The following is a 16,108-nucleotide window of genomic DNA, read 5'->3' as shown; positions in this document are numbered from 1 at the left end:
GGATGCGCCGGTGGAGAGCCCGCTGCTGACCGTGCCACCCGCGGAGGTGGGCCTGCTGCTGCAGCGCAGGTCGCACCCGCGGCTGGTGGGAGCGGCGCTGATCGGCCTCGCCGGTCGCGGACTCCTGCGCGTGGAGTGCACCTCTCCGAACCGGTTCCAGGTGGAGCCGTCGTGGCACCTGGAGGTCGCCGACGACCACGGCGGTGACGGTCCGACCCTGCGGTCGCACGAGGAGCGGCTGCTGGAGGCGGTGCGGCGCCTGGTGTCGAGGCGCACCGGCACGCGTCGCGAGGTGCGGGACCTCGACGACGTCGACGAGCTGCGGGGCTCCAGCGGGGCCGCGCACGTCGAGCGGGCTCTGCGGCGGGACGCGGCGGAGCGCGGCTGGCTCAGCGCTCCCCCGCGCCGCGGGCCCACGGCGTCGGCGCGGGCGCTGCGGCCGCTGGCCCTCGAGACCCGTGAGCGCCTGCTGGCCGGTGGCGCGCCGTGGACGTCGCCACTGCTGGCCCTGGCGACGGCGCTGGACGCGCTGCCCCCCGAGGACGCCGGCGCCTCGCGGTCCGGCACCCCTGCAGCGGACGAGGACGGGCCGGCCTGGTTCGTCCCCGGGCGCCGCCCGCAGGACCGGGGGTGGCCGGGAGCGCTGCAGCTGGCGCGGGCCGTGGCGGCGCCGGGCGCCTCCGGCGGCCTCGACTGGGGCTCCGCGCCGGAGCTGGTGGGGCAGCTGCTCGACCTGTGGCGCTGATCGCTCATCGGTGATCATGCAGAAGACCCGCACCTGAGGGCGTCAGGTGCGGGCCTTCCGCATGATCGGTGGCCGGGTGACCGCGGCGCCGAGGGCGGGTCCCGTCAGCTGGTGGCGGACAGGGCCGCCGCGACGACGTCGGCCTTGGACAGCGCGATGGAGAGGTCCAGCAGGTCGTCCATGGTGAGCGCGGGACCGGCGTGGTCCTCGAGCGCCTCCATGGGCAGGCTCGCCACGCGCACGCCGCGGGCCGACAGGCCCGTGACCACGCGCTCGGACGCCTGCTTGGTGACCAGGCCCGAGCACTTCGGGCAGGTGAACTGGTAGAAGCTGCGCCCCGCGTCGGAGGCGCACACCACCAGCTCGAAGCTGTCGGCCGGCAGGGTCATGGCCCCGCAGACAGGACAGGAGCACGTGATCCGTGCCGGCTCACCGGCTCGGGGGGCGGGAGTGATCGGGTCGGGCACGGTGGCCTCCTCGGGTCCTGCGGTCCGTCCTCAGACGCTAGGGCTCCGACCCCCGCCTGCGCGGGAGGCTCGCCGAACTCGTCGTGACGAATCGGTCACGGACCGCACCCGCCCGAGCGCGCACCCGTCGCCCGGCTCGACAGGTGCATAAGCGAGTGATACAAATATCAGGTGCCTGCAGCAACCGAGTTCTCTGCGGACTTCTCCGCCGCACTGGAGGACCTCCTCAGCTGGGCCCGCCGCCTCGCACCTCCCGGTGACCTGAGCCTGGCCTCCACCACGCTCCTGGCGCGGCTCGCCCGTGACGGCGGCTCCGGCGTCTCCGCCCTGGCCGCCGCCGAGGGCGTCAGCCAGCCCGCCATGAGCCAGATGGTCGCCCGCCTCGAGCGCGACGGCCTCGTGGCGCGCACGGCCCACCCGCAGGACGGGCGCGCCCTCGTCGTCGTCCTCACCGACGCGGGCCGGGAGCTCGTGGGCGCACGCCGCGCCGCCCGCGCCGCGGCCCTGGCGGACCTCCTCGACGCCTCCCCCGTCGGCGACGCGGAGGCCCTGGCAGCCGCCACGCCCGCGCTGCTGCGCCTGGCGCAGGCGGCGACCTCCCGGCGACGCGAGCTCGCGCACGCCTGACCCACCCCCGAACACCAGAACACCCCCGGAAGGACCCGCTCCCGTGAGCTCCCACGCCCCCACGTCGATGCGCGACATGCTCAAGCAACCGCGCGCCGTCTGGGCCGTCGCCTTCGCCTGCGTCATCTCGTTCATGGGCATCGGCCTGGTCGACCCGATCCTGCCGGTCATCAAGGACGAGCTGCACGCCACGCCCAGCCAGGTCTCGCTGCTGTTCACCAGCTACCTCGTGGTCACCGCCGTCGCGATGCTCTTCGTCGGCGCGGTCTCCAGCCGCATCGGCGCCAAGAAGACCCTCATCGCCGGGCTCGCGGTGATCGTGGTCTTCGCCGGCCTGGCCGGGGCGAGCGGCGGCGTGGACGGCATCGTCGGCTTCCGCGCCGGCTGGGGCCTGGGCAACGCCCTGTTCATCGCCACGTCGCTGGCCGTGATCGTCGCCAGCGCCACCGGCGGCTTCGCCGGCGCGATCATCCTCTACGAGGCGGCCCTCGGCCTGGGGATCGCGGTGGGCCCGCTGGTCGGCGGCCTGCTGGGCGGCATCTCCTGGCGCGGCCCGTTCTTCGGCGTCTCCGTGCTCATGCTCATCGCCCTCGTCGCGACGGCGCTGCTCGTGCCGTCCACGCCCAAGCCCGCGCACCCGACCCCGGTCCTCGCCTCGCTCAAGGCGCTGCGCCACCGCTCGCTGCTGACCATGGCGCTGGCCGCGCTCGCCTACAACTGGGGCTTCTTCACCCTCCTCGGCTACGCGCCCTACCCGATGGAGCTGGGCGTGCACCAGCTCGGCTGGGTCTTCTTCGGCTGGGGTCTGCTCGTCGCGGCCTTCAGCGTCTGGGTGGCTCCCCGGCTCCAGGCCCGCTTCGGCACCGCGCCCACGATGTACGCCGTCTTCGCCGGTCTGGCCGTGCTCATGGGCGTGATCGCCGCTGGGGTGGCGCGCCCCGCCGTCGTCATCGTCGCCACCATCGCCACCGGCGCGTTCATCGGCATCAACAACACCCTCATGACGCAGGCCGTCATGCTCGTCTCCCCCGTCGAGCGCCCCGTCGCGTCCTCCGCGTACGGCTTCCTGCGCTTCATCGGCGGCGGCCTGGCCCCGTTCGTGGCTGGCAAGCTCGCCGCCGCCAACGGCTTCGGGCTGCCCTTCTGGGTGGGTGCGGCGTCCTTCCTGGTCGCCATCGCGATCCTCGCCACGGGTCACCGGATGCTCGCCCGCGCCGAGGCCGAGGCCCCGGCAGCCCACGGCGACACCCCCGAGGAAGAGCTGGCCGTGCCCGAGCCCGCCGGCGAGGGCCTCGACCTGGACCGCCTGGCCGAGGAGGCCCCGCCCGCCCGCCGCTGACCGCCCCCCCGATCAAGGACGTCGCGCACACCTCGGTGTGCGCGACGTCCTTGGTCGTGCGGGCCCGGGTGCGGCTACTTCCGGGTGCTGCGGAGGACGGCGAGGCGGGCGCGGTAGCCCTCCTCGTCCACCTCGCCGCGCGCGAAGGCCTCCCGCAGCACGTGCTCGGCGCTGCGGGACCGGCGCCGCCGGACGGTGAAGACGACGGCGCCGATGACGAGCACCCAGAAGACCAGGGGCACGAGCAGCCACGGACCGGGCCCGCCGCCGTGCCACGGGCCGGGGCCCCAGCGCGGGTCGGTCGCCGCGCTCGTCAGAGTGGTGGTGATCGGGCTGATCAGGAGTGCGTCCATGCCACCAACCGTGCGTCGCCTGGGCCTGCTGCCGCGTCAGCCGGGACGCGTCACCTCGGGTGCGCCTGCGCGCGTACGCGTCAGCCCTGCCAGCCGGGGCGCACCAGCCCGGTCTCGTACGCGAGCACCACCAGCTGCGTCCTGTCGCGGGCCCCGAGCTTGGCCAGCACCCGGCCCACGTGGGTGCGGGCGGTCGCAGGGCTCAGCACGAGCCGCTGAGCGAGCTCCTCGTTCGACAGCCCCTCAGCCACCAGCGCCATCACCTCGCGCTCACGGGCCGTGAGCACGTCCAGCGCGGCGGCGCGCGGCCCGGCGCCGGTGGGCGGCGCCGCGGAGCGGGCCGCGAACTCCGCCACCAGCCGCCGCGTCGCGCCGGGGCTCAGCAGCGCGTCGCCCGCGGCGGCCACGCGCACGGCCCGCACCAGCTCCGCCGGTTCCGTGTGCTTGACCAGGAAGCCCGTGGCCCCGGCGCGCAGCGCGTCGAAGACGTACTCGTCCAGCTCGAACGTCGTCAGGACGACGACGCGCACCCCGTCCAGCGCGGCGTCCGCGGTGATGCGCCGGGTGGCCTCGATCCCGTCCAGGCGCGGCATGCGGACGTCCATGAGGACGACGTCGGGGCGCAGCTCGCGGGCCAGGGCGAGGGCCTGCTCGCCGTCGTCGGCCTGGCCCACCACCTCGATGCCGTCCTGCGCGTCGAGGAGGGCGGCGAAGCCGGCGCGGACCAGCTGCTGGTCGTCGGCGACGAGCACCTGGACGGTCACGACCCCACCTCCTCACGGGCCGTGGGCAGCTCGGCCTCCACCCGCCAGCCTCCCGCCCCGCGGACCGGTTCGCGCGGTCCGGCGCTCAGCCGCCCGCCGAGCGCCGCGGCCCGCTCGCGCATGCCGGGCAGCCCGCTGCCTCCGGTCGGCGGGGCCACGGGGGCCGCCGGTCCGTCGTCGTCGACGACGACGACCAGCCGGTCCGGCTCGCGGCGCAGCACCACCCGCGCCGCCGACCCGCCGGCGTGCCGGGCGACGTTGGTCAGCGCCTCCTGCACGATGCGGGCCGCGGCCAGGTCCACCGCGACGGGCAGCCCGTCGAGGTCCCCCGCCACCTGTGCCTCGACCCGCAGGCCAGCGGCGCGGGGGCGGGCGAGCAGCGCCTCGAGGTCGGTGACGGTGGGGGCGGGCCCGCGGGGCTGGCGCTCACCGTCGGCGCCGTCCCCGCGCAGGGAGGCGAGCACGCCGTGCACCTCCACGAGCGCGTCGCGGCTGGCCGCGCGGATGGCGGTGAGCGCCTCGCGCGCGACCTCGGGGCGGCCGTCCATGAGCTCCAGCGCCACCCCGGACTGCACGGTGATCATCGAGAGGCTGTGGCCGATGACGTCGTGGAGCTCGCGGGCGACGGCGAGGCGCTCGTCGCTGGCGCGGCGACGCCGCTCCTCCTCGCGGGCCAGCGCCTCCTGCTGGGCCTGGCGGCGGCGGTCGGCAGCCGCTGCCCTCCGGGCGCGCACGCCCTCGCCCACCGCGACGACGACGAGCAGCCACGCCAGCGACCCGGCCACCGCCTGCCACGGCACGGACAGCCGCCCCCAGACCGGCAGCCCGAGCCACACCAGGGCCCACGCCCCGCTGAGCAGGGCGTACGCGGTGACGCGCTGCCGGGCACCCGCCGGGCCCGGCGGCGACCCGGCCACCGCGCTGACCGTGGCCACCGCCAGCGCCAGCCACACGGGACCGTTGACCTGCGTCACCGCGACCCACCCGATCATCGCCGCCGCCGCGACGCCCTGGGCCGCGTGCGGGTGGCGCCGCCGGACCAGCAGCGCGGCGGGCCCGGCCAGGAGCAGCGGCAGGAGGGGCAGCAGCGCCGCGCCGTGGAGGAGGTCAGCGCCGCTCGCCAGCGCCGCGAACCGCGACCCGACCACCTGCACGACGGCGGTCGCGAACGCCGGCGCCACGAGCCGCAGCCGCGCCCGGCGCAGCTCCTGGCGCGGGGTCGCGGGGGTCACCGCTCGACGCTAGCCAGCGCGGGCGCCCGCCGTCGTCGTCCTGGGAGCGCAGCCGCCCGTACGCCGCGCTGCGTACCCGCCCTTCCGCCGCTCTCCCCCACCCGACCCCGCAGGCAGCACCCGCCCGCGACCACCGCGGCGCGCCGCCGACACACCGACGACCGTCCGTGACTAGCGTGTGACGCCGGGTGCCGTCCGGTCGCTCGACCGGCGGCACGACCGAACAGCGGGGAGGCGAGACGGGTGCTGGGTCACTCGCACGCGATGTCAGGGCTGGCCGCCGGCGCGGCGACGCTGCCGTGGGCCGGGCAGGTGGGGGTCACCGGGCCCGTCGAGCAGATCGCGTGGGTGGCCGCCTGGGGCGGCTTCGCGATGCTGCCCGACCTCGACCAGGGCGGCATCCACTGGCGCGGTGTCATGCCCAGCGCCACCGGCTCGACCGTCGCGCGCATGTGGGGGCCGATCACCACGACCCTCGCCAGCGTGGTCGGCAAGATCGCCGGCGGACACCGGCAGGGCACCCACGACCTCCTGCTGGCGCCCGCCATCTTCGGCCTGCTCACGGTGCTCGCGTCGCACGACCCCTGGGCGTCGATGGCGGTCATCGCCCTCGGCATCGGGCTCGCGCTGCAGGCGCTGCACGTGGTGATCCCCGGCAAGGTCGAGCAGACGGTCATCGGCAACCTGGTCATCTCCGTGGCCGGGGCCTGGTGGGTCACCGGCACCGCCAACCACGCGCTGGAGTGGCTGCCGTACGCGGTGGCCGGCGGCGTCGTCGTCCACATCCTCGGTGACTGGCTCACCGTCGGCGGCGTGCCCGTGCCGCTGACGTGGGTGGGCGGGCACTCCGTGCGCCTCTCGGCCAGCCTGTTCAAGACGGGCGCCAAGCCGGAGCACGTCCTGGCCACGATGTTCGGCATCGCCGCGATCGTGCTCGTGGTGGTGTTCTCGCCGCTGCAGGGCTACGTGGTGCCGGTGATACAGCCCGTGCTGACCAGCGCGCACACGTCTCCGTAACCCCTTCTCCGCGCAGCGGACCAGGACGACGACGAGGGCCCCGCCCGGTCACATCGACCGGAGCGGGGCCCCCGTGCGTGGCGGAGCGCCGACGTCAGCAGCGCGCCCCGTCAGAAGCGCACTCCGTCAGAACCGCTCAGGGCGCACGCGCACCTTGCGACCGCGGATGAGGCCGCTCTGCAGACCGGTCACCACGTCGTCGACGGCACCCGAGGGCACCTCGACGATGCTGTAGCGCTCGTGCACCTCGATGGCGCCGACCTCGCCGCCGTCCAGGCGGGTCTCGCCCGTCACGGCGCCGACGAGGTCCTGCGGGCGCACGCCCGCCTGGCGGCCCAGGCCCACCCACACACGGGAGACCTCCCCGCCGATGCGCGGCTTGCGGCCGGCGCCGGCCGGGCCCGCGGGCCGGCCGTGGGGCGCGCGGCGCCCCTCACCGCGGGCGCCGCCGATCGGGCGCGCGGAGCGCTCGGCCCCGGCACGAGGACCGGAGCGCAGCGGACGGCCCGAGGACGCGTCGGGCACGTCGGGCTCGTCCGCCTTCTCGCCCCTGGCCTGCGCCAGCAGCACCAGCGCGGCCGCCAGCACCTCGGAGGGGTCGCGCTCGGCGGTGAGCTTGGCGGCCAGCTCGCGCGCCGCGCCGTCGACGTCGGCGGCCTCCAGCGCGGCGGCCGTGCGCTCCGCGCGGCGCTCCCGCAGCGTCTCCGCCGTCGGCACCGGCACCACGGCGATGGACCCGCGCGAGGCGCGCTCCAGCCCGCCGATGTACCGGGCCTCGCGCGGCTCGGCGATGGTGATGGCCACGCCGGAGCGGCCACCGCGGCCCACGCGGCCGATGCGGTGCACGTACGCCTCGGAGGAGGCGGGCACGTCGTAGTTGATGACGTGGGTGAGCTGCTCCACGTCGAGGCCGCGGGCGGCGACGTCGGTGGCCACCAGCAGCTGCGCGACCCCGGCGCGCAGGCGCCCCATGACCCGGTCGCGCTGGTCCTGGCTCATGCCGCCGTGCAGCGCCTCGGCGCGCATGCCGCGGCCGTTGAGGGACTCGGTGAGCTCGTCGACCTCGCCGCGGCTGCGGCAGAAGATGATGGCGGCGGCGGGTGCCTCGACGTCGAGCACGCGGCGCAGCGCCGGCAGCTTCCACGCCCGCTGCACCACGTGCGCGCGCTGCTCGACGAGCGGCGCACCGCCCTCGGGCACCTCCCGCTGGAGCACCACGCGCACGGGGTCGGTCTGGTGGGTGCGGGCGATCCGCTCGATGCGCCCGGCCATCGTGGCGCTGAACAGCACCGTCTGCCGGTCGCGCGGGGCCCGCTCGAGGATGCCCTCGATGTCCTCCTGGAAGCCGGCGTCGAGCATCTCGTCGGCCTCGTCGAGCACCACGGTCTTCACGCCGGACAGGTCGAGGCTGCCGCGGGAGAGGTGGTCGAGCACGCGGCCGGGGGTCCCGACGACGACGTCGACCCCCCGCTGCAGCTCGCGCAGCTGCCCGCCGATGGGCGCGCCGCCGTACACGGCGAGCACCCGCACGCCCAGCCCGGTGCCGTAGGACTCGGTGGCGGAGGCCACCTGCAGCGCCAGCTCTCGCGTGGGGGCGAGCACCAGCGCCGAGGGGCCCTTGCCGGCCGGCTCACCGGAGCGGCTGGCGTCGGCGAGGCGCTGCAGCAGCGGCAGGGCGAACGCCGCCGTCTTGCCGGTGCCCGTGGCGGCCTGGCCGAGCAGGTCCCGGCCGGCGAGCAGGTACGGCACGGCCTCGGCCTGCACGGGCGTCGGCTCCTCGTACCCGAGGTCGTTCAGCGCCGCGAGCAGCTCGGGGCCGAGCCCGAGGTCGGCGAAGCGCGTGGACGACGCTGGCGCCTCGTCGACGGAGCGGTCCGCTGAACGGTCCGACGAGGGAGTTGAGGAGTGGTCAGGCGACGTACCAGTGGGGGCAGAGCTCACGCCCCCATCCTCTCGCAGGTCGCGGCCGCTCCCGTCCGCCGCCTCAGGTGCGCGGAGCGAAGGCCCTGTCCATCGCCCTCTCCACGGCGGCGAGCAGGTCGGCGGCGCTCACGCGCTCGGCCCAGCCGCCGTCCGTCGGCGCCTCGGGCGAGCCCTGCGAGGACTCGGCGGCGAACTCGACGTCGAACTCGGCCTCGAACTCTGCGACGGCGTCGACCTGACCACCGTCGACGGCTGTGAGGTCGACGGCGTGGTCGTCACCGGCACCGGCCTCGGCCTCGGCGGGGGCGTGCACGAGGGAGCCGACCACGGCCTGCAGCGGGTAGAGCCCCTCCTGCGTGGCCACGGGTTCGCTCAGCGAGCCGCGCACCGCACCGACGATGCGCGCCGCCGCGACCTCACCGCTGTGGGCGGGGACGTCGGGCAGCAGCACCACGAATCGCCCGCGCCCGCAGTGGGCCAGCAGGTCGCTGCGACGCAGGTGGCTGCGGATGCGCGCGGCCACGGCCGCCGTCACGGACGGGGGCAGGTCGCCGTCGCCGGCTCCGACGCCGCAGAAGACCAGCGCCGTGGCGGTGCCGGGGCGCTGGTGGTCGAGCGAGCGCTGGAGCGAGCCGATGAGCTCAGCGCGGTGCGGGAGGGTCGCGGTGGGGTCGACGTGCTCGCCGGGCACCGCCGAGCGGCCGGCCCCGCCGGTCCTGCGGTCCAGCAGGGGCGCCGCCGGCAGAGAGCGAGCAGCGGCCTCGAGGAGCGCACCGACGTCACCGCGGACCACGGAGGTGGTCTGCGCCACGCGCAGCACCTCCACGGCCAGCGGGGACGCGAGGATCTTCAGGGCGGCGTGGGCCCGGGCGTCGAGGGTGTGCAGCTCCAGCCGCGGCTCGAGGGCGGCGAGCTCGGGAGTGCAGGCGCAGTGGCGGGCGCCGTCGCGGTGGCAGGTCACTCCCGCCCATCGGCACCAGCGGCGCCACCTTGAACGCCTCCGCCGCGACGGCGGCGGTCTTCACCTCAGCGAGTGCCCGCTGCCGCCGTCCGCTTGGCGCGGTGCTTGCGCACCTGGCGCACCACGAGCAGCGCCACGGCCACGACGACGGCACCGATCACCACCTTGTCGAAGACGTCGGCGTAGCCGGAGACGCGGTCCCACTGGGAGCCCAGGGCGTACCCGCCGCCGATGAGCAGCGCGTTCCACAGGGCGGTGCCGGCGCTCGTGTAGATGAGGAACTGCCCCAGCGGCATCTCCGCCGCACCCGCCGGCAGCGAGATGAGGCTGCGCACCCCGGGGATGAGGCGCCCGAAGAACACGGCCGAGCGGCCGTGGCGGCGGAACCACCGGTTGGCGGCGTCGGCGTCGTCCTCGTCGACCAGCGGCATCTTGGCCAGCAGCGCGATGGCGCGGCGCTGCCCGATGCGCCGGGCGAGCTCGTACAGCAGGTACGCCCCCAGCACGCCGCCGGCGGTGGCCGCGACGAACACCGCCACGAGGTTCATGCGCCCGTCGTAGGCGAGGAAGCCGCCCAGCGGCAGCACCACCTCGCTGGGGATGGGCGGGAACACCGTCTCCAGGAGGGTGAGGAGGAAGACGCCGGGCCACCCGAGGGCGTCCATGACGTCGGCGACCCACCCCGACAGTCCCGTCAGCCCGTTGGCAGCGGAGGCGCTGTCGGCGGAGGCGGTGGCGAGAACGGTGATCACCGCACCCACGGTAGGTGAGGTCGGCCTCGCGGACCCGCTGGAGTGCGACCCGAGCACCCGCGCGGCACAGTGTCGGCGTGACCAGCGACCCCGACCAGCTCGCCGAGCAGGACCCGCTCGGCGTGGCCAGCCAGCTCGACGCCTCCGAGGAGGACCCCTCCGCGGACGCCACCGCGGCCCTGCCCGGCCACGGCGCCGACGAGGTGGTGGACGACGCCGAGGGCCACCACGGTCCGGCGCAGGAGCCGCGCATCGGCTCCCCGTCGCAGGACCACCCCCGCTGAGAACCGCCACCGGACGCGTCGCACGATCGTCCTGACAGCCTCGAGACCCCCGAAGAAGCCCGGAGGAGACCACCCGTGGACCTCGACCGCCCGCTCGCCCCGGAGCCCTACGGCCAGCTGCCGCAGGTGCCGTCGTTCACCCTGACCAGCACCGACGTCGCCGACGGTGAGCCCATGGCCGACCGCCACTCCGCCGAGGGCGGCAGCACCTCCCCGCAGCTGGCGTGGAGCGGGTTCCCCGCGGAGACGAAGTCGTTCGTGGTGAGCTGCTTCGACCCCGACGCCCCCACCCCGGCCGGCTTCTGGCACTGGACCGTGTTCGGGGTCCCCGCCTCCGTGACCGAGCTGCCCACCGGCGCCGGCGACGAGGGCAGCGTGCAGCTCGGCGGCGGCACGGCCGTCCGCAACGACGTGGGCGGGGCCGCCTTCACGGGTGCCGCTCCTCCCCCGGGCGACCGGCCGCACCGCTACGTCTTCGCGGTGCACGCGCTCGACACCGACGACCTGGGCCTGGACGCCTCCGCCTCTCCCACCGTGGTGCACTTCACCGCCCTGTTCCACACCATCGCGCGGGCCACGCTCACGCCGACGTACCAGGTGGCCGGGTGAGCGCTGCGGTGTCCGACCAGCCGGTGACCGGTCCCGGTGGGCTTGCGTGGGTGCCCGCGCTGACCCGCACCGACCTCCTCGCCCCGCCCGTCGCGGCAGCGCTGGAGGCCTGGGGCGGGGCGGCGCAGCAGGTGCTGGTGGCCGAGATCGACCCCGACCTCGCCGACACCGCCGCCCTCGTCGAGGCCACGGGCGCCCCGGCGTCCATCATGGCCAACTGCGTGGTGGTGGCCGGGCGCCGCGGCGAGACCGAGCGGATCGCCGCCTGCGTGGTGCTGGCGACCACCCGCGCCGACGTCAACGGCCTGGTCCGCAAGCGCCTCGACGCGCGCAAGGCGTCCTTCCTCGACCACGACCGCGCGGTCGCCGGATCGGGCATGGAGTTCGGCGGCATCACGCCGGTCGGGCTGCCGTCCGAGTGGCAGGTGCTCGTCGACGCGGGCGTGCTGGAGGTCGACGTCGCCGTCATCGGCTCCGGCGTGCGCCGGTCCAAGATCGCCCTGCCCGGGGCGCTGCTGGCGCAGCTGCCCGGTGTCGAGGTCGTCGAGGGCCTCGGAGTCACCCTCCCCTCGTGATGTCGGCATGAGGCGCGAGCTCGCGGTCACCGGTGCCGCTCCCCCGCCGCTGGCGTGGGAGCGGTACGCCGACCCCTCGCTGTGGCCGACGTGGTCTCCGCAGATCGCGTCCGTGACCGCGAGCACCACCCGGCTGACCACCGGGACGACGGGCGTCGTGCGCGGCCACGGAGGCCTGCGGCTGGACTTCACCGCTGAGGACGTCGACGACGACGCCCGCCGCTGGACCTGGCGCGTCACCCCCACGCACGCGCTGTTCGCGCACCTGCCGGGCGCACTGCGGCGGTTCGGTCGGCTCCGCCTCGAGCACGGCGTCTCGCTGAGCGGCCGCGTGGACGGCGGCTCCACCACGACGCTCGCCATCGAGGGCTCGGCGCCCGTGGTGCTGGCGTACGCCCCCGCGGCCGCTCTGGCTCTGCGCCGCCTCGTCGCCCTCCCCTGACCCGCTGGGCTGCGCCGCCGCCCCGCCCCCCGCCCTGCACGATCAAGGAAGTCGCGCGCGTACGACCTCCCCCGCCGCTGGTACGTGCCCCACCAGCGAGGCGGGGTCGCACCGGAGTGGGGAGCCTCAGTGCCGGTGGGGAGCCACAGGTCCGCTTCCGGCGCCGGAAGCGGGCTCCAGCCTGCCCACCGGACCTGAGCCTGCCCAGTGGGCAGACCCCGGCCGGTCGGTGCGATCTCGGACCGTCAGTCAGCGGGCCTGGAGGTCCACCCGGACGTCGTCGCCTCCGTACGGGGAGTGCTGCACCACCCACCGTCCTGGGTGGAGCCGCTCGTCCTGCCGGTACCGCGCGGCCAGCTCCTCCTCAGCGCCCGCGTCGCCGCCGTCGCTGCGCAGCAGCAGCTCCGCCACCTCGTCGACCAGCGCGTGCGCCTCACCGGGCCGGACGGTGTCGCCCGCCGCACCCCAGTCGTCCCACAGCAGCAGCTCGTCACCGAAGCGGTGCGCCACCTCGAACACGACGTAGCCGCGGACGAACTCGGGCCCGGCGAACGGCGAGCCCGGGAAGACTCCGAACAGCGAGGCGTCGACCTGACCCGCTCGGTAGCCGCTCCACACCTCGGCCGCGGTGACGAAGGGGGCGCCAGCACCGGTGGGCAGGTCTCGGGGGTCGAAGGGCCAGGCGTCGCCGTCGAGCTCCGGGTCGGTCCGCACCCACCGTTCGCCGTCGTGGTGCTCGACCACCACGTGGTCGTGGTGGTACACGGGTGAGAAGTAGTCGACGAACCCCACCCGCGAGCGCGCGGGCACGCCCTTCTCCCGCAGCGCCCCGACCACGAAGAGCGCGTGGTCCCGGCAGCACCCCGCGACGCGCTGCTCGAGAGGGCGAGCGACGGTCAGGGGTTCCGGGTGCCGCTGGGCGTCGAGGGCGAGCGTGCGGGCGAGCCAGCGCAGGTCGACCTCGTGCCGTCGCTCCTCGGGGAGGTCCGGCAGCTCGGCGCGGTAGTGCGCGATGGCGCCGCGAGCGGCAGCGCACACGGCGTCGACGTCGTCGGGAAGCTCCCGCAACCGGTGCGCGAACGCGCCCGGGTCGCTGTAGGCGCTGTGGACGGCGAAGCGCTCGAGCGGCAGCACGCGCCACCTTCGGCGCGGCGTGCGCGCCGTGTCAACGGCTGAGGAGTCCTCAGCCGTGGAGCCCCACCGCTGCCGACCCTCACGACACGGCACGACCTCGGAGGCGGGTCGGCCACCGACCTGCTGGTCGCCCGGCACGTCCTGGCCTCCCTCGGCGCCTGTCAGAGCGCGCTCACGAAGGCCCGGCGCGGGCCATGATCGGAGGGTGGCCCGTCGGCGGAGGAGTCCAGCAGATGTCGGCGCTCGGCTGGTCCGGATGGTGCTCGAGCACCCCCTCGTCGATCGCCGCCTGCGGCGCATCGCGGTCGAGCTGCCTCCCTCGGTGGTGGTCGACACCCCTGACGCGTGGACGCTCCTGTCCGCCAGGCGCATCACGGCCGTCGACGGTGCGCAGTCCGTCGTCGTCCACCTGGCCTCACGCGTCGGGATCCAGTGGGGGCTGTGGCGGCTGGACACCGGCGAGCTGCTGACCGGCCTCCACGCCACCGGCCAGCTCAACGAGGCGCGGTTGCTCGAGCTGGGAGTCGAGCAGCTCACGCACACCCCTGTCGAGGAGACCGAGCTGCAGGAGCTGCGGTCCGTGCTGCAGCTCGACAAGGCGCTGTGGTCGCCGCGCGGCCCGGAGCACTGGGCCTTCCCCACCTTGGCCGCCGTCGGGAGCCGCAACGGAAACTGGTGGACGGGAGCCGGTCGGCCGGACAACATGGCCGGCCGTGATCACCCAGAGCACCGCCGACCAGGACGAGGACGACGACGAGGGCTCCGACCTCTACTGCGTGGGCTACGACCTCGCCGAGGCCGGTGAGCACGGACGCGCCGTCGTCGTCTTCACCCGCTCCGCTGAGCTCGGGTACGCCGATGCGCTGCACGCGCTGGGCAACTCCCTGCGGGAGCTCGGACGCACCGAGGAGGCGGTCCGCGCCTTCACCGACGCGGAAGCGGCCGGGGTCACCGAGTCGGTCCTGAACCTCGGTCACGCCCTCCGGCAGCTGGACGACCTCGCCGGTGCAGCTGAGGCGTACCAGCGCGCCCGCGAGGCTGGTGACCCGCGGGCGGCGATGTGCCTGGCGGACGTGTGGCGCAGCCTCGGCGACGCCGACGGCGCGCGGGCTCTGCTGGAGGGTTCAGCGGCGGCTGGCGACGCCTGGTCGGCCGGTGAGCTGGCGGTGTGGATGCTCCAGGACCTCGACCACGACCTCGGCGCCGTCCAGGTGGGCGGACGGGTCGAGTCGCTGCTGCGGCAGGCCGTGGACGTCGACGGCGACGCCCGCGCCGACCTCGCCAGGGTCCTGCGACACCGGGGTGAGCTGGACGAGGCGGAGTCGCTGCTGCGCACCGGCCACGCCGACGGCCACACCGACTGCTCGATCACGCTGGCCCTCCTCCTCGAGGAGGACCGCGGCGACGTCGCCGGGGCCGAGCAGGTGCTGCGCGCGGCGGCCGACGCCGACGAGCTGTCCGCCTGGAACAACCTCGCTCTGCTCCTGCGCGACCAGGGGCGGCTGCTGGAGGCGGAAGACGCGCTCCGGCGCGGGGTGCGGGGCGGCGACGCGCTGGCGGCGGAGAACCTGCGGGAGCTCCGCCGCGACCACCGCCGGCAGCTCGGCCGCGCCCACCGCCGTGCGCGGCGCCGCGTTCAGGAGCCGGTGGTCCCGGCGTCCTGACCGACAGGGCGGACGGCCGCGCCGGTGTCCGCGACGCGCTCTCGGCGCGGGCCGTAAGTGAGCCGGCGCAGCAGCGCCTCCGCCGGCCCGGGCCGCCCGGCGCGTTCGAGGGCCACCGCGACCACCACCGTGAGCAGGTAGGTCGCGACGGCGACGGCGGACACCACGGCCGTGCCCGTGCCCGCACCGAGCCCGAGGCCCCACGGCGCCAGCAGCGGCGCCATGACCAGGCTCTGGAGGAGGTAGCAGGTCAGCGACCGGCGCCCGACCGCCACCAGCGCTCCGGCCAGCACACCGGACGGGCGCCGCACCGCGACGATCCACGCGACCCCGGCGAGGAACGCCATCGCGCCCGCCAGCCCGGTCAGGCCGTGCAGCGCCCCTGCGAGCGCGTCGGCCCAGCCGGGCCAGGAGACCACCTGCAGCGAGGCCGCCACCAGCGGCAGCGCACCGGCCACGCTCACGGCGAACCCGACCACCGCCACCCGGCGCAGCAGCGGCAGGTGCTGCCCGGGGTGGGTGAGCACCCCGCGGCGCTCCGCGAGCAGCCCCAGCACCGCCGGCGGCAGCAGGTAGAGGACGAGCAGCGGGGCCATCACCACCAGGCCGCCCACGGAGACGGCCCGCATCCCCAGCCCACCGAGGTAGGTCTGCGCCGAGAGGCCGAAGAGGGCGTCGTCGCCGCCGGCCACCGAGGTGCCGTCCAGGGCGGAGAAGGCGGCGAAGACCAGCAGCGACGCACCGCCCCACCACAGCAGCGCCCGGAGAGACGCCCGCAGCCACAGGGCCACCACCGCCAGCCCCAGCAGGCCGTACGTCAGCAGGATGTCACCGTCGAAGAGCAGCAGCGCGTGCACCAGCCCGAACACCGCCAGCCACGAGCACCGGCGCAGCAGCACCCCGCGGGTCTGCGGCCACGGCGCACCGCGCGTCCAGGCCCGCCGTGCCATGACCGCCAGCCCGAACGCGAACAGCGCGGTGAACATCGGGAACGCGCGGTTGTCCACGAAGAGGCCGATCACGGCGTCCACCGCGCGATCCGCAGGCCCCGCCTCGACGGGGCGTCCGCCGGGCCCGAGCGCCAGCCCGGACAGGTGGACGGGGGCGTTGGCCAGGGCGATGCCCAGCAGCGCCAGCCCGCGGGCGAGGTCGGGCGCGAGGGAGCGCTCGGCGGTCGGGAGGGGGCTGCTCACGGCGTCCACCCTCTAACAGGGGGGAAG

The 16,108-nt window shown here is 75.8% G+C and carries 18 protein-coding genes and 1 pseudogene; 10 read left to right on the top strand and 9 right to left on the bottom strand.

The window, feature by feature from the left end; all coding sequences use genetic code 11:
• Positions 1 to 10 precede the first annotated feature (10 nt).
• Positions 11 to 745, top strand: a complete 735-nt coding sequence (locus FMM08_RS05175) for a DUF2207 domain-containing protein (RefSeq protein WP_147925244.1) — start codon at positions 11 to 13, stop codon at positions 743 to 745.
• A gap of 104 nt (positions 746 to 849) precedes the next feature.
• Here FMM08_RS05175 and FMM08_RS05170 read toward each other — a convergent pair whose 3' ends face one another.
• Entirely contained in the window at positions 850 to 1,134 is a 285-nt protein-coding gene (locus FMM08_RS05170; RefSeq protein ID WP_147925243.1) for a hypothetical protein, read from the bottom strand.
• A gap of 249 nt (positions 1,135 to 1,383) precedes the next feature.
• On the opposite strand from FMM08_RS05170, the gene FMM08_RS05165 reads away from it, so the two are divergent.
• Both FMM08_RS05165 and FMM08_RS05160 read left to right on the top strand, forming a co-directional pair.
• On the top strand, positions 1,384 to 1,839 hold the full coding sequence (locus tag FMM08_RS05165; protein ID WP_222710419.1) for a MarR family transcriptional regulator: 456 nt from the start codon (positions 1,384 to 1,386) through the stop codon (positions 1,837 to 1,839).
• Between the two features lie 67 nt (positions 1,840 to 1,906).
• A pseudogene (locus FMM08_RS05160) lies at positions 1,907 to 3,124 on the top strand (MFS transporter); the annotation flags it as partial.
• A gap of 128 nt (positions 3,125 to 3,252) precedes the next feature.
• On the opposite strand, the gene FMM08_RS05155 reads toward FMM08_RS05160, so the two are convergent.
• The 3 genes from FMM08_RS05155 to FMM08_RS05145 all read right to left on the bottom strand — a co-directional run bounded on the left by FMM08_RS05155 (position 3,253) and on the right by FMM08_RS05145 (position 5,527).
• A complete protein-coding gene (locus FMM08_RS05155) occupies positions 3,253 to 3,531 on the bottom strand; it encodes an SHOCT domain-containing protein (RefSeq protein WP_222710418.1) in 279 nt (92 codons plus the stop codon).
• A gap of 80 nt (positions 3,532 to 3,611) precedes the next feature.
• A complete protein-coding gene (locus FMM08_RS05150; protein WP_147925242.1) occupies positions 3,612 to 4,295 on the bottom strand; it encodes a response regulator in 684 nt (227 codons plus the stop codon).
• A complete protein-coding gene (locus FMM08_RS05145; protein WP_147925241.1) occupies positions 4,292 to 5,527 on the bottom strand; it encodes a sensor histidine kinase in 1,236 nt (411 codons plus the stop codon). Before FMM08_RS05145 ends, FMM08_RS05150 begins: the two co-directional genes overlap by 4 nt.
• Positions 5,528 to 5,770: 243 nt before the next feature.
• On the opposite strand from FMM08_RS05145, the gene FMM08_RS05140 reads away from it, so the two are divergent.
• Positions 5,771 to 6,544, top strand: coding sequence for a metal-dependent hydrolase (locus FMM08_RS05140; protein ID WP_147925240.1), 774 nt, complete (start codon positions 5,771 to 5,773; stop codon positions 6,542 to 6,544).
• Between the two features lie 126 nt (positions 6,545 to 6,670).
• Here the strand turns inward: FMM08_RS05140 and FMM08_RS05135 are convergent, their stop codons facing one another.
• The 3 genes from FMM08_RS05135 to FMM08_RS05125 form a co-directional block, all read right to left on the bottom strand.
• Positions 6,671 to 8,485 carry a DEAD/DEAH box helicase gene (locus tag FMM08_RS05135; protein ID WP_147925239.1) on the bottom strand — a complete coding sequence of 605 codons (1,815 nt, stop codon included), beginning with the start codon at positions 8,483 to 8,485 and terminating at the stop codon, positions 6,671 to 6,673.
• A gap of 43 nt (positions 8,486 to 8,528) precedes the next feature.
• Positions 8,529 to 9,428, bottom strand: coding sequence for a diguanylate cyclase domain-containing protein (locus FMM08_RS05130; protein ID WP_147925238.1), 900 nt, complete (start codon positions 9,426 to 9,428; stop codon positions 8,529 to 8,531).
• A 65-nt stretch (positions 9,429 to 9,493) separates the two neighbouring features.
• Entirely contained in the window at positions 9,494 to 10,180 is a 687-nt protein-coding gene (locus tag FMM08_RS05125; RefSeq protein WP_222710417.1) for a DedA family protein, read from the bottom strand.
• A 77-nt stretch (positions 10,181 to 10,257) separates the two neighbouring features.
• Between FMM08_RS05125 and FMM08_RS05120 the strand changes: the two genes are divergently transcribed.
• The 4 genes from FMM08_RS05120 (at position 10,258) to FMM08_RS05105 (ending at position 12,090) form a co-directional block, all read left to right on the top strand.
• Positions 10,258 to 10,464, top strand: a complete 207-nt coding sequence (locus FMM08_RS05120; protein ID WP_147925237.1) for a hypothetical protein — start codon at positions 10,258 to 10,260, stop codon at positions 10,462 to 10,464.
• Between the two features lie 75 nt (positions 10,465 to 10,539).
• Positions 10,540 to 11,073 (top strand): YbhB/YbcL family Raf kinase inhibitor-like protein, encoded by a 534-nt coding sequence (locus FMM08_RS05115; RefSeq protein WP_147925236.1) that lies wholly within the window; start codon positions 10,540 to 10,542, stop codon positions 11,071 to 11,073.
• Positions 11,070 to 11,648, top strand: coding sequence for a YbaK/EbsC family protein (locus tag FMM08_RS05110; protein ID WP_255472062.1), 579 nt, complete (start codon positions 11,070 to 11,072; stop codon positions 11,646 to 11,648). The genes FMM08_RS05115 and FMM08_RS05110 overlap by 4 nt, the downstream gene beginning before the upstream one ends.
• Positions 11,649 to 11,655: 7 nt before the next feature.
• Positions 11,656 to 12,090 (top strand): SRPBCC family protein, encoded by a 435-nt coding sequence (locus FMM08_RS05105; protein ID WP_147925235.1) that lies wholly within the window; start codon positions 11,656 to 11,658, stop codon positions 12,088 to 12,090.
• 249 nt (positions 12,091 to 12,339) lie between these two features.
• On the opposite strand, the gene FMM08_RS05100 is transcribed toward FMM08_RS05105, so the two are convergent.
• Positions 12,340 to 13,224 (bottom strand): transglutaminase domain-containing protein, encoded by an 885-nt coding sequence (locus tag FMM08_RS05100; protein WP_222710416.1) that lies wholly within the window; start codon positions 13,222 to 13,224, stop codon positions 12,340 to 12,342.
• A gap of 256 nt (positions 13,225 to 13,480) precedes the next feature.
• On the opposite strand from FMM08_RS05100, the gene FMM08_RS22855 reads away from it, so the two are divergent.
• Both FMM08_RS22855 and FMM08_RS05095 read left to right on the top strand, forming a co-directional pair.
• On the top strand, positions 13,481 to 14,029 hold the full coding sequence (locus FMM08_RS22855; RefSeq protein ID WP_187279563.1) for a hypothetical protein: 549 nt from the start codon (positions 13,481 to 13,483) through the stop codon (positions 14,027 to 14,029).
• A complete protein-coding gene (locus FMM08_RS05095) occupies positions 13,938 to 14,888 on the top strand; it encodes a tetratricopeptide repeat protein (RefSeq protein WP_147925234.1) in 951 nt (316 codons plus the stop codon). The genes FMM08_RS22855 and FMM08_RS05095 overlap by 92 nt, the downstream gene beginning before the upstream one ends.
• Here the strand turns inward: FMM08_RS05095 and FMM08_RS05090 are convergent.
• Complete coding sequence (locus FMM08_RS05090) at positions 14,861 to 16,081, bottom strand: DUF418 domain-containing protein (protein ID WP_222710415.1); 1,221 nt, start codon at positions 16,079 to 16,081, stop codon at positions 14,861 to 14,863. The genes FMM08_RS05095 and FMM08_RS05090 overlap by 28 nt on opposite strands.
• Positions 16,082 to 16,108: the final 27 nt, after the last annotated feature.

The organism is Quadrisphaera setariae (assembly GCF_008041935.1).
Lineage (GTDB): Bacteria > Actinomycetota > Actinomycetes > Actinomycetales > Quadrisphaeraceae > Quadrisphaera > Quadrisphaera setariae.
This window is presented reverse-complemented; position numbering and strand designations above follow the sequence as displayed.

Bases quoted from the DNA above. Each gene is read 5' to 3' on its own strand.
- FMM08_RS22855 (WP_187279563.1), top strand. From the start codon at position 13,481: ATGGTGCTCGAGCACCCCCTCGTCGATCGCCGCCTGCGGCGCATCGCG.
- FMM08_RS05170 (WP_147925243.1), bottom strand. From the start codon at position 1,134: ATGACCCTGCCGGCCGACAGCTTCGAGCTGGTGGTGTGCGCCTCCGAC.
- FMM08_RS05155 (WP_222710418.1), bottom strand. From the start codon at position 3,531: ATGGACGCACTCCTGATCAGCCCGATCACCACCACTCTGACGAGCGCG.
- FMM08_RS05105 (WP_147925235.1), top strand. From the start codon at position 11,656: ATGAGGCGCGAGCTCGCGGTCACCGGTGCCGCTCCCCCGCCGCTGGCG.